The following is a 12,946-nucleotide window of genomic DNA, read 5'->3' as shown; positions in this document are numbered from 1 at the left end:
TATTTATGTGAGTTTGATGGTTATTGCTTGAGCTGCTCTTTGGCTTTGGATATGAGTTGCGCTGCCTCTTTTTTATCTTCTAGTCTGTTTGCATTTGCTAAGAACATCTGGAGATGCTGTTTCGCTTTCAGCTTGTTCTTGGAAGCGATGAACATTTGGGCGGCATTGTAATGGTTGAGAGGATTATCTTCCTCATCGTATAAGGTGCATAACTCAAAGTCACGGGCTGCGTCTGCATATCGGTTGTGTTGAAAATGTAAGTCGGCTAGCCATTTATAGGTTCGCAAAGCTCTGTCTTTTGGCAAGGAAACCTCTAATGACTGGTTGAAATGAGCCATAGACAATGAATCCATGCAGAAGGATTTCTCTATCAAAGCCAAGTGGAAAAGGCAAGTGGCATTGTCGCTTTTGAACTGAACTGCTTTCTGGTAATGTTTCAGCGCTTTTTCATTGTCCGGCAGGTCCTCATAACAGAGACCAAGGATGAAATTGGATTCGAAATTATCAAATCCTTGCGCTATCAGTTTCTCATACAAGGGTATAGCCTCATCGTATTTGAATTGCATGAATAGGGAATAGGCGTATTCCTTGTTGACATATAAGTTCGTGGAATCACACTGGGAGATGTAATTCTTTGCCACTTCCTCGGCTCTGCCAGGTTGGTTTGCTCCATTGTAGTGGGAGGCAAGCGAAGCGATAATTTCACTGTCGTATGGGAATAGGAATGCGATGCGTTCACCCCAGAGAGAAACCTTGTCATTGTTGTTCTGATTGAGATACGCATAATAGAACATTCGCATGTCTTCGTGGTTGATGCTATCTGATGGAATCTTGTCTAGGCAAGAAATGCAGGCGGTGTAGTTGCCTACTTTCCGATAGCAGGAAGCCAGTTTCCTGCGTGCTCCCAGGTGAGATGGATTTGCTTCCAGATACTTTTGGTAGTATTGGGTTGCATGAAACACATCATATCTACTCAGACAGCTATCTCCTTGTTGAAGTAAATTAGCTGTGGTCTCGTTGGCCTTGGCATTCATTGCCATACATAGCCATAAAATAAGGATCAATCTAAACTGTTTCATCGTTTTTGCTGATTATTTCTTTCTTACTTCGGGAGTGAAAACGACAGGCAAGGTAAACTCCATGTTAACTTCCTCGCCATCGGAGAGTCGGGCAGGCTTCCAATGAGGGCTTCTTTTGAGAAGTTCAATCACAGTCTGCTCGTAGGCTTTTTCTTTGGGAGCTTCGAGAACTTTAAACAATCCCAATGTTCCATCCTTTTGAACGGTGAAGTTGATGACGACTCGCGCAGGTTTGTCTTCCAATCCTTTAGGATATTGGATGTTTGTCATCACCCATCTTAGGAAATCGTTGATGTCGCCATTGCCGTTGAAGACAGGCATCTGACCACCTTCCGGTAAAACAGCTATCGTCTTTAACACATGAGGTTGTGATACGCTTTGCGGTTTGCACATAAGGACGATGGTTATACCTATTATTGCTATCACGCAAGCGGCTATCCCAAATACCTTTTTATATAAATGAGATTTTGTGTATCTTGTTTCCTGTGCTTTGCCCAGGAAATAAGTTTCTTCCTGATTGTTTTTTTCTTTCATACCTTTTACGATTTTATGGAGTTGTCTAAAAGTGCTTTTAATTGTTTGAGTGGTTCCTTGCTGACGTGCAGAGTGAATTTCTCGCAAAACCGTTCGTTGTACAAAACTAGTTCTGAAGTGTTGAGGTTGATACTGAAAATGTGCTGACTATTAATAATGTAGTTTCTGCCAACACGAGCGAAGAAGTGTGCCGTTTGGGCAAGTTGCTCTACTATTTTCTTCTCAAAGACCACAAGGTTGAACGAGAAGGTGTATTCATCGCCGTTGGTGAGTCGGAGATTGCAATAGCTTCCTTCCGAACAGACGTATGCTATCTGTTCGGAAGCCACTCTGAGCAAGAAGTTGGCATTTGATATGATGAGATATTCTTCCATACTGATAAGTTTGGTGCAAAGATAAGCAAAATATTTAAAAAGTATGGCTGGAGGTAGCGTGTTTTTTGTGAACCAGTGGACTTGCTTTGTGGAGAATATGAAGTCAAACTCCAGATATGACTATCTATTTAAGGTGGTCTACTAAAAATATGACTAAGCTTCAGGAAAGTCAACGTGAATTATAAATAAGTTTTAACCGAGTCAACTCGTCTTACAGATAAAACTAAAAGTGGTCACCTAAAATCGTTAAACCACAGAGGTTTGCCATCCCACGTACTTGAGCAAGAATGACCGACGTAATGAGCAAAGATGACCGACGTAATGAGTAAACATGCCCGGCTGTGCCGGGCACATTTGCCCAAGGCTTCGGGTAAAACTGGGCAACGCCTTTGGTGAATATCCTTGATGCCATGGAGCTGGCTCAAGAACCCTAGTTGCCTGACCTGGAGCGTGGCATTAGGTGACAATAAAAATACCGCTTATTGCCATGCGTTATTCGTTTATAATCAATGAGTTAAATTCATGTGTGGCAGATGTGGCAATAAAAATAGAAAAACATTTTTCTTGTATGTAGTGAACTTGCTGGACAAGGCGATTTGCAACATTGTAGTTTCTTGACGATATGAGGTAGGAAGCGTTAGTAATCTTTTATTGCTTTTATTCGAAAGTAGAGACATTTAAGGTGATTTTTCGAGTTATCGGGCTAAAAGGCTACAAAAAGTTTGGTTAATCAAGAAAAATACCTTAACTTTGCCACCATAATTAAAGGGAATAGCTTATGAAAGGTAGAAGATATCCTCTCGGAATACAGACTTTCAAGAATATCATAGAGGGAAATTATGTATATGTAGATAAGACCGACTTAATCTATGAGTTGGTGCATGAGAAGAAATATTGCTTTCTGAGTCGTCCTCGACGATTCGGAAAGTCACTCCTTGTCACAACCCTACAAGCATACTTCGAAGGAAAGAAAGAGCTATTCAAAGGACTAAAGCTGGAAGCTTTGGAAAAAGATTGGGAGAAACACCCCGTTATCCATCTTGATCTTAGCAAGGGGAAATATTATAATATGGAAAGCCTGATAGAAACTCTTGATAAGATTCTTGAAACATACGAGGATTTATACCAAATAACTTCTGTTAGTACCGAGGCTTTTAATGTCCGATTGATTCGCATCATCAATGCCGCCAAGCAAAAGACCGACAGGAATGTGGTTGTGCTCATCGATGAATATGATGCGCCGATGCACGACTCTATGAAAGACAAGGACTTGCAGGACAAGATACGTGACATCATGCGCAACTTCTTCAGTCCTTTGAAGTCAGAAGAGGACAATCTTCATTTTGTCTTTTTAACAGGAATCTCCAAGTTTAGCCAGTTGAGTATCTTCAGCGAACTGAACAATATCACGAATATCAGCATGTGGGATAAGTACAGTTCTATCTGTGGCATCAGCAAGGAAGAACTCTTGGAAAATTTCCACGATGACATAGAGGAATTGGCGCAGGCCAATGATATGAACTATGAGGAGGCCTTAGCTGAGCTGAGATATAATTACGATGGCTACCACTTTAGTGGGAAAGGTGCCGATATGTATAATCCTTACAGCATGTTCAATTGCTTAGAGACCCATGAGTTTGATAGCTATTGGTTCTCTACGGGTACTCCTACCTTCCTGATAGAACTGCTTCAAGAGAAAAATGTTGATATGCTCCAGTTGGACGACATTTGGACAACCTCCGACCGCTTCGATACTCCAACAGAGAAGATTGTTGACCCTGTGCCGGTATTATACCAAAGCGGCTATCTCACAATCAAGTCATACAATCGTTTGGCGAAATTATACAAGCTTGCCTTCCCTAATGAAGAGGTGCGCAAGGGCTTCTCCAACAGCCTCTTCCGCTATTATGCCCCAGACGGCATGGGCGACCGTGATGCTATCTACATGGCATGGGCAAAGAACTTCATCCTGAGTGCCGAGGACAATATGGAGGCATTCCTCCCTCATCTCCAGACTTTCTACAAGAAGTTCCCATATACATTGGTCAACAACAACGAACGCCATTACCAAGCCGTGCTCTACACCATATTGTTAATCCTCGGATGTGATGTTACTCCAGAGGTGCCTACATCTGATGGCAGAATCGACATGGTGCTGAAAACCAAGCGCAGCATCTATGTATTGGAACTTAAATATAAAAAGGATGCTGAGGCAGCGATGGAGCAAATCGACAGCAAGGACTATCTCGCTGCCTTCGCCGATGACAGCAGAAAGAAATACAAGGTGGGTATCAACTTCTCGGAAGACCGTCGAAGTATCGATGACTGGAAAGTGGAGGCATTGGCATAATACTGCTTGTGATGAATGGGTTAAACATCTTCTTATTACTATTTAAATATGAGGAGGTAAATATGGATAGATATCAAATTATACGTATAATCCATGACTATATGTCTAGGAAACCTGTGTTGAAGGCATGGATCTTTGGGTCTTTTGCTCGTGGTGAAGAAAAGGCTCAGAGCGATATAGATATTCTCTTTGTCCCCGATTTTGAGCATGGTTCGTTTACTTTGCTTACTCATGGAGGAATGTATGAGGATTTGAAGCAACTGCTAGGTCGTGAAGTTGACTTGGTTGTTGATGGCTCTTTGCGTCCGTATGCTCAGGAGAGTGTGGAACGAGATAAAATCTTGGTATATGAGAGAGCTAGTTAGGGAATTCAATGCAAGTCACCCGGAGATTCCTTGGAAACAGGTGGAAGGTATGCGCCATGTTTTGGTGCATGGTTATTCGCAGGTGTTACCTCGTATTCTTTGGGCAACAGCAAAAGAGAATATTCCCGAAATCAAGGCTCAAGTGGAGAAATACCTGAACGAGATAGATTGGGAACATTATTGTGGGGAATGACGAATCTGTTCAGCAATCATAACCAACCATTATATCAATGATGGAATGCCTCAGTCTGAGCGTTCTCCTTCTCGAAGACAATTCCTTCTTTTATGAGATGCAAGGCGGTTTGCAACTCCATGGCATTCTTTCGTCTAGTCCATTGTATTTTGAATTTAAACTGATGGGGGCTTCTCGCCCCCAAACCCCTCGGTGTTTTCTGGTATTAGATTATTTATTCTCATCTACCAGAAAATTACAGTTCTATGTTGAACTTGCGATCCTTCTTTTACATAGCTTCTACTTTACCATATCCGCATACCTCTTTACCATATCCGCCACTCCGATAGGTTTTCCCATATTTTCAAGTGAAAATTCCACTTCTATCCCTTTCTCAACAGCAGCAGATTGTGCGACTACGGCAAAAGTGCTACGCTCCGTTGCACTTTCTCATTATGCCCTGCATAAAAATCGATATGTCGGGCTATTTCTGTCCTGGTATGTTCAATTACTGCGACAGCATGTCGCAGTATCTCGGCATAATCGCAGTTCTCTATTGAAATCCAGTTTGTTGTCTGTTGTTGTCTTGGTTTTATGTTTGTTTACAGTTCATTTTTGGGAAACTGCTACAAAAAAGTAGAAAGTCCCTCATAAAAGTGTATGGATAGCTCGAAAAGTCCCTCATAAAAATGTAATAGATTTTGCTATTTCATTGTTTTTCAGTCTTTTGCAGCAAGAATACAATAATAATACCATGAGTATATGAAGGAGATGATGTCGCATCGCAACCTTTTTGATGGCTTTTCTGTCTAATAACTAGACAGCAGTGTCAAGTATTTAGACAGATCATCTTATGGCCTTTTTCTATATATTCTGATAATCAGTCGCTTATGTTTTTGGCATAGCCGTTGCCTTGCTATTTTGCAACAAATAAGAATAGTAACAACATAAAGAATAATAAGACAATGAAAAGACTTGCATTAGTAGCATTCTTCAGTGGCATTGCCATAACACAGATGATGGCACAGAACATCAACGGCGAACAGATTTCCGACACGACCCTATTTGATAAGTTCTCCAAAGAACTTGGCGAAGTGGTGGTGAAAGCTCATCTTCCTCAATATAAGAAGACCCACGAAGGACTGCTGACCAACGTGGCAGGAACCGTGCTTGGCAAGATGGGTACGGCAGAAGATGTATTGAAGCATGTGCCGAGCATCGTGAAGAAGAAAGATGGATATGAGGTGGTCGGCAAGGGTACACCTATTATATATATCAACGGCAGGAAGATGCAAGACATCAGTGAGTTGGATAACATCAAATCTTCCGATATCAAGAGTGTGGAAGTCATCCAAAATCCAGGAGCCGCCTACGATGCTTCGGTAAATGCGGTAATCAAAATCAAAACCATCAAGAAGAAAGGCGAAGGCTTCGGCTTTGATACTCGCTCTGTGTATTGGTACAATAAGCATGACAATACCATCCAACAGGTTAACATGAACTATCGCCATAATGGACTGAATCTCTTTGCCACTTATAAGTTCTCTGATGCAACATGGATGCAAAAGGCCTCCTACAATCAGACTGTACATGTAGATACGCTTTGGCAACAGCATAACAACAACGAAGTAACAGGTCGTATAGAATCGCATCGTCTTATCAGTGGTTTTAGCTATGATTTCAATGCCAATCATTCCATTGGTGCGAGATACACCTTGACCTCGCCAGGCTATTCTCGCTCAAAAGATTTTTTCGATAGTCAGGTGACTGCCGACGGTAAGTTTTACGACTATATCAAAACCGATGGTCTGACGGTCGACAAGGACAGCCCTAGCCATCAATTGAATGCCTACTACAACGGCACATTGGGCAAGACCACTATTGATCTGAATACCGACCTCTATTTCAGTACAAACAGGGCTTATGCCTATAGCGATGAACAGAGCCAGGAGCACGATTCTCGTAACATCAACTCCAAGAATCGTGTGAGCAACAAGATGGTAGCTACCAAACTCGTAATTACCTCTCCTCTCTTAGGCGGTAATCTCTCTTATGGAGCTGAGTATATCAATACTCATCGTAACGATGACTACGAAGTGAATCGCACCGACCTCCTCGCCAACTCTTATAGCAAGTTGGAGGAGCAGACGGCAAGTCCATTCATCCAATATGCGCGCCTCACCCCGATAGGAAACATCACGGCAGGGTTGCGATACGAGTATGTAAGATTCAAGTATTATGATGCAGGCATCTATCAGCCCGAGCAGAGTCGCTCCTTCCGTAACCTCTTTCCTACCATCAGCTATGGTGCGAAGATAGGTAAGGTAATGGCACAGTTGAGCTATTCGGTAAAGACCTCTCGTCCTTCATATAGTCAACTGAGCAACAATGTATCTTATATGAATCGATTTACTCGCCAGACTGGTAATCCTTATCTCGACAACGAAACCAATCACAGAGTGGAATTATCGGGTGTATGGAAGTTCATCCAGTTTATGGTCAACTACAAGGACTCTCGCAATGCCATCATCTATTGGGCAGAGCAAATTCCTGAGGACGAAGCTATTACCATGATAAGTCGTAAGAACGTGAAGAGTCTCAAGAGCATGACCGCCTACATCAGTGCCGCTCCAAAGATAGGCATTTGGGCGCCACAAATCAACTTGGGCATGCAGAAACCCTGGTTCACCCTCCATACTGATGTGGCATCTTATCGCTTGAATCGTCCTATCTTCATGGGCAACTTCAATAATGCCTTCTCCTTGCCATGCGGCATCATCCTTAACGTGGATTATCGCTATCAGAGCAAGGGTAACACGATGAATGTATATCTTGCCAAAGAGCAGCATGTACTGGATGTCAGCATCAGTAAGTCATTCCTAAAGGATGCCCTTACCTTGGAAATAAAAGGCAACGACCTGCTTTATAAATGTTGGGATGCCGACTTGCTCTATAACCAGAAGATGGAACTCTTGCAAGTGTCTAAGCGAGGTACGAGAGACCTGCAACTCACCCTTCGCTATAAGTTCAATACCACACGCAGCAAGTACAAGGGAACTGGTGCCGGCAATGCAGAGCTGAATCGACTATAAATATCTTTTATTACTTTTATTCGAAAGTGGAGACATTTAAGATGATTTCCTATAAGGGGAACAAAAAAGCAGCAAACCGCAAAGGGCTTGCTGCTCACGATAGGAGTGATTCCTATTTCTTTTATGGGTTGAGTTTTCTTTATATTCTTATCTCAATGGGTTTATACTTCTTTTAATACGGTTTCCAATCTTCCGATGAAGTCATCCACATTCTCCTTGGTCAATACCAATGGAGGGAGGATGCGGAGGATGTTGGTGCCAGCGCAACCGGTGAAGCAGTGCTGCTCGTGGATGAGCTTGCTGCGAACTTCCTTGTGAGGAATATCGAGTACGGCTCCTACCATCAAACCACGGCCACGAACCTCTGTGATGTGGCTGTTGCGCTTCTGCAACTCCTTCAGCTGGGCGATGAGATATTCACCAACCTCATGCGCATTCTGTACCAGGTTCTCCTTCTCGAAAATATCGAGAACGGCGAGAGCTGCTGTACATGCCAGGTGGTTGCCACCGAAGGTAGTACCCAACTGACCATATACAGGAGTAAACTCAGGAGAAATCAACACGCCACCCATAGGGAAACCGTTACCGATACCCTTGGCTACGGTGATGAGGTCAGGCTTGATGCCCAACCACTGGTGAGCAAAGAACTTACCGCTTCTACCATAGCCGCACTGGATTTCATCGCAAATCAGGAAAGTGCCGTATTTCTTGCAGGCAGCCTGCAAGCCCTGAGCAAACTCAGGAGTTACCATGTTGCAGCCACCTACGCCCTGAATAGCTTCGATGATACAAGCACATACATCGCCCTTGGCGAGTTCCTTCTCCCAAGCCTCCAAATCGTTGATAGGAAGATAGGTTACGTGACCATTATCATTGATAGGAGCGATGATCTTTGGATTATTTGTTACCTCTACGGCAAGGGATGTTCTGCCGTGGAAAGCCTTCTCTATAGAAAGCACGCGGGTTCTTCCGTTGGTGAAGGAAGCCAGCTTCAAGGCATTCTCGTTTGCTTCGGCACCAGAGTTGATGAGGAAGAACTGATAATCTTCATAACCGCTTATCTTGCCCAGGCGCTCAGCGAGTTTCACCTGCAACTTGTTGATGACAGAGTTGGAATAGAAACCCAGGTTGTTCAACTGGTTGGTGAGCATCTCCACATAGTGAGGATGGCAATGACCGATGCTGATAACGGCATGACCGCCATAGAGGTCGAGATATTCCTGACCCTTGTCGTCCCATACCTTGCAGCCCTGTCCTTTTACAATATTAATATCGAAAAGAGGATATACGTCGTAAAGTTTCATGTTAAATCTATGTTTTAAGAAAGACAACTCATAGAGTTATCTTATTACAAACTATTTTTATGATAGAAGAACGAATGATTTTTCATCCGTTCTTCCGTATTCTTTTATCTAAAATGCTGATGGCTTGAGCTTTAAACCTGCAGTCTGGTCGAGACCAAACATGATGTTCATGTTCTGAACAGCCTGACCTACGGCACCCTTCAAGAGATTGTCGATGCAGGAAGTGATGAGGAGCTTATCGCCATACTTATCCACATGAACCAGGCACTTGTTGGTATTCACCACCTGCTTCAGGTCGATTGCCTTATCCACATAGTAGGTAAACTTGGCATCCTTGTAGAACTCCTTGTAACCTGCTACGATTTCCTCGATAGGCTTGTCGGTCTTCACCACTTCAGTAGCGAAGATACCGCGGGCGAAGTCGCCACGGTAAGGGATGAAGTCGATGGCAGCATCGAGATAACCCTGTGTCTGCTTCAGACTCTGACGAATCTCTGGCACGTGCTGATGGTTGAATGCCTTGTAGATGCTCATGTTGTTGTTGCGCCATGAGAAATGAGTAGTGGCGCCTGGCTTCTGACCAGCACCGGTGCTACCGGTAATGGCGTTAACAGATACATCGCTGTTGATGAGGCCCATCTTAGCAGCAGGCAACAAACCAAGTTGAATGCAAGTTGCAAAACAACCTGGGTTTGCCACGTGCTGAGCTACGGCTATTTTTGATTCATTTATTTCTGGAAGACCATATACAAAATCGTGAGCTGCTGGGGTTGGCTGCTGGGTAGCAACCACAGTTTCAGGGGCAAGACGGAAGTCTTGTGCCAGGTCGATAATCTTCACGTTCTCCGGAACATTGTGCTCCTTCAGGAACGCCTCGCTCTTGCCGTGACCGAAGCAGAAGAAGATGACATCCACCTGGTCGAAAGGCATCTCGGCGGTAAACTTCAAATCAGTCTCGCCATACAATCCCTCGTGAACCTCAGCCACCAGGTTGCCGGCGTTGCTCTCGCTATTGGCGAATACAATCTCTGCCTCAGGATGGTTGATAAGGAGGCGAATCAACTCACCTCCTGTATAACCAGCTGCTCCTAAAATACCTACTTTTACCATATTATCTTTCCTCGTTAGGGTGCATACCATAATAAACACGGAGTGGGGTAGAGCTTACCTTGATGAAGCCCTTCGCATCCTCGGCTGTCCAACCATGCTGCATCTCACCATACTCACCGAGCTTAGACTTGGTCAAATCGTCTGGTGAGTCGATACCTACAGTCTGGAAACTGTATGGACGGAGCTTCAGGATAGCTGTACCGTTTACGTTGCGCTGAGAAGAAGTCAGCATTGCCTCGATATCCGGCATTACAGGCTCCAGGTACTGGCTCTCGTGGAGGAACATTCCGTACCAGTTGCCTACCTGGTCCTTCCAATACTGCTGCCACTTGCTCAATGTGCTCTTCTCCAACAGGCGGTGAGCCTCGATGATGAGCTTAGGAGCTGCAGCCTCGAAAGCTACACGACCCTTGATACCGATGATGGTATCACCCACGTTGCAGTCGCGACCGATGGCGTAAGAAGCACCAATCTCCTCAATCTTCTGGATGGCAGCAATCTTATCATCAAACTTCTCGCCGTTGACAGCCACGATTTCACCCTTCTCGAAGGTAATCTTAAGTTCAGCCTCTTCTTCCTTGGCAGTAACGTGCTTCAGATAAGCCTCCTCTGGGAGACCCTGGGTTGGGTCGAGAATCTCACCACCGCAGATACTGGTTCCCCAGATACCTACGTTATAAGAATACTTCAACTTGGTGAAATCTGCATAGAAACCATGCTCGTTCAGATAGTCAACCTCCTCCTTACGAGAAAGTGCCTTGTCACGGGTCAAGGTGATGATCTCTACACCAGGAGCCATTACCAGGAATGTCATGTCGAAACGGATCTGGTCGTTGCCGGCACCTGTACTTCCGTGAGCGATGGCGTCAGCACCAATCTCCTTGGCGTAACGAGCGATGGCGATAGCCTGGAAGATACGCTCAGAAGATACAGAGATAGGGTAGCAGTTGTTGCGGAGCACATTACCGAAAATCATGTATTTCAATGATTTCTCGTAATACTCGTGGGTAACGTCGAGAGTGACGTATGCCTTGGCACCCAACTTATATGCGTTCTCCTCGTTGGTCTTCAACTGCTCGGCAGAGAAACCACCTGTGTTAGCGCATGCTGCATAAACATCCCAGCCATCCTGGGTCAACTTCATTACAGTGTATGATGTATCGAGACCGCCGCTAAAAGCGACTACTACTTTCTTATTTGCCATTTTATTTTATGTTTAATATGTGATGAATAATGTTTAGATGGCATTCTTGCCAACACCTTAATTATATATAAGGATTTAAATTTCTGCAGAAGGTCCGTCAATCTTTCTGATTCTCTCAATCACCTCCTGAGGAAGCTTGATAGGCAGATGCTCCTCTGGGTCGAAGAGCATGGCGGTGCAGATGCAGTATTTGCGGTTGGTACGATGGAGGACATCTACGTTGATGCAACCCTCGCAACCACGCCAGAAAGACTCGTCATCGGTCAGGTCGGCGAAGGTAACAGGAAGATAACCCAGCTGGGTGTTCATCTTCATGACAGCCGAACCGGATGTCAAAGAGAAAATCTTGGCATGAGGCCATCGCTGTCGGGCGAGCGTAAAGGTCAGGTTCTTGATGCGTTTAGCCAGTCCCATACCACGGAAGTCTGGGTGAACGATCAAACCTGATGTGGTGACATAGTGCTTGTTGCCCCAAGTCTCGATGTAGCTGAAGCCTGCGAACTTATCGCCCTGAAGTGCGATAACCGCCTTTGCCTCTCTCATCTTGGTAGCCACATATTCAGGTGAACGCTTGGCGATACCTGAACCACGTTTCTTTGCTGCTTCTGCGATTGTAGTCAGAATGGTGTCGATGTACTTGATGTGACTTTCGTCAGCCACCATTACTTTTACTTCTTCCATTTTCTCTGTATATTTATAATGTATTTGTATTCTTATTTATTATCTTTATGAATGTCAGGAATAACTTCAGCCAAAGCATTGATTACTTCTTCTTCGGTAGTTCCTTTTTTCTTTACCAGGAATATCGTATCATCACCAGCGATGGTTCCCAGTATTTGAGGAATATCACTGTTATCTATGTTGTAGGCGATACTGCTGGCGTAGCCTGGTCTTGTTTTGATAACAACCATGTTGCCAGAGAAGTGGACAGACTGGAATCCTGTACTCACCATCATCTTGGCAACAGATGAAGGATGGGAAACTCTCTTATACAAGGTGTCGTTTGGCAAGACATAAGCATATTTACCGCTGGAAGAAGCGGCTTTCGCAACCTTGAGCAGTTTCAAATCTCTACTCAATGTTGCTTGCGTTATCTGGAAGCCTTCTTTGTGAAGAGCTTGCAGGAGTTGCTCCTGCGAACTGAGCTCCTGGCTTGAGATAAGCATCTTTAATGTTTCTAATCTGCTATTCTTTACCTTCATGTGATGTATTTTTATACGTTTGCGGTTGCAAAATTACAATAAATATATGAAAACGCCAAGAATATATGAATAAAATTTGCATAATTAACGATAATTTGTTGTTTGTTATTGTATTTATGCATGAAATATGCAGAATAAATATGCATGTTATGCATTTTAC

The 12,946-nt window shown here is 44.0% G+C and carries 12 protein-coding genes; 4 read left to right on the top strand and 8 right to left on the bottom strand.

All coding sequences use genetic code 11. The features are described from left to right. Nucleotides 1-20: 20 nt before the first annotated feature. From ACTQ53_RS06965 to ACTQ53_RS06955, 3 genes are read right to left on the bottom strand one after another with little or no spacing between them, the layout of a single operon-like run. Entirely contained in the window at nt 21-1,079 is a 1,059-nt protein-coding gene (locus ACTQ53_RS06965; RefSeq protein ID WP_441932554.1) for a tetratricopeptide repeat protein, read from the bottom strand. A gap of 12 nt (nt 1,080-1,091) precedes the next feature. Continuing rightward, on the bottom strand, nt 1,092-1,613 hold the full coding sequence (locus ACTQ53_RS06960) for an energy transducer TonB (protein WP_441932553.1): 522 nt from the start codon (nt 1,611-1,613) through the stop codon (nt 1,092-1,094). A 5-nt stretch (nt 1,614-1,618) separates the two neighbouring features. Continuing rightward, a complete protein-coding gene (locus ACTQ53_RS06955) occupies nt 1,619-1,987 on the bottom strand; it encodes a LytTR family DNA-binding domain-containing protein (protein WP_089544447.1) in 369 nt (122 codons plus the stop codon). 778 nt (nt 1,988-2,765) lie between these two features. Between ACTQ53_RS06955 and ACTQ53_RS06950 the strand changes: the two genes are divergently transcribed. From ACTQ53_RS06950 to ACTQ53_RS06935, 4 genes are all read left to right on the top strand, one after another. Beyond that, complete coding sequence (locus ACTQ53_RS06950) at nt 2,766-4,337, top strand: ATP-binding protein (RefSeq protein WP_298560046.1); 1,572 nt, start codon at nt 2,766-2,768, stop codon at nt 4,335-4,337. A gap of 101 nt (nt 4,338-4,438) precedes the next feature. After that, a complete protein-coding gene (locus ACTQ53_RS06945) occupies nt 4,439-4,702 on the top strand; it encodes a nucleotidyltransferase family protein (protein ID WP_246031356.1) in 264 nt (87 codons plus the stop codon). After that, nucleotides 4,686-4,895 carry a HepT-like ribonuclease domain-containing protein gene (locus tag ACTQ53_RS06940; RefSeq protein ID WP_294970991.1) on the top strand — a complete coding sequence of 70 codons (210 nt, stop codon included), beginning with the start codon at nt 4,686-4,688 and terminating at the stop codon, nt 4,893-4,895. Before ACTQ53_RS06945 ends, ACTQ53_RS06940 begins: the two co-directional genes overlap by 17 nt. Before the next feature lie 944 nt (nt 4,896-5,839). After that, complete coding sequence (locus ACTQ53_RS06935) at nt 5,840-7,966, top strand: outer membrane beta-barrel family protein (protein ID WP_337946726.1); 2,127 nt, start codon at nt 5,840-5,842, stop codon at nt 7,964-7,966. 161 nt (nt 7,967-8,127) lie between these two features. On the opposite strand, the gene ACTQ53_RS06930 is transcribed toward ACTQ53_RS06935, so the two are convergent. The 5 genes from ACTQ53_RS06930 to argR form a co-directional block, all read right to left on the bottom strand. Beyond that, on the bottom strand, nt 8,128-9,270 hold the full coding sequence (locus tag ACTQ53_RS06930; protein WP_441932552.1) for an aspartate aminotransferase family protein: 1,143 nt from the start codon (nt 9,268-9,270) through the stop codon (nt 8,128-8,130). 108 nt (nt 9,271-9,378) lie between these two features. Further along, nucleotides 9,379-10,380 carry an N-acetyl-gamma-glutamyl-phosphate reductase gene (argC, locus tag ACTQ53_RS06925; protein ID WP_441932551.1) on the bottom strand — a complete coding sequence of 334 codons (1,002 nt, stop codon included), beginning with the start codon at nt 10,378-10,380 and terminating at the stop codon, nt 9,379-9,381. A 1-nt stretch (nt 10,381) separates the two neighbouring features. Further along, nucleotides 10,382-11,584 (bottom strand): argininosuccinate synthase, encoded by a 1,203-nt coding sequence (locus ACTQ53_RS06920; RefSeq protein ID WP_089544441.1) that lies wholly within the window; start codon nt 11,582-11,584, stop codon nt 10,382-10,384. Between the two features lie 75 nt (nt 11,585-11,659). Then, nucleotides 11,660-12,265, bottom strand: a complete 606-nt coding sequence (locus tag ACTQ53_RS06915; protein ID WP_203041610.1) for a GNAT family N-acetyltransferase — start codon at nt 12,263-12,265, stop codon at nt 11,660-11,662. A gap of 32 nt (nt 12,266-12,297) precedes the next feature. Then, nucleotides 12,298-12,786 carry an arginine repressor gene (gene argR, locus ACTQ53_RS06910; protein ID WP_153121964.1) on the bottom strand — a complete coding sequence of 163 codons (489 nt, stop codon included), beginning with the start codon at nt 12,784-12,786 and terminating at the stop codon, nt 12,298-12,300. Nucleotides 12,787-12,946: the final 160 nt, after the last annotated feature.

The sequence above is a fragment of the Prevotella sp. Sow4_E9_plate genome (assembly GCF_052116205.1).
Taxonomy (GTDB): Bacteria; Bacteroidota; Bacteroidia; order Bacteroidales; family Bacteroidaceae; genus Prevotella.
The sequence above is the reverse complement of the archived record's forward strand: the minus strand, read 5'-3'. Positions and strand labels throughout refer to the sequence as shown.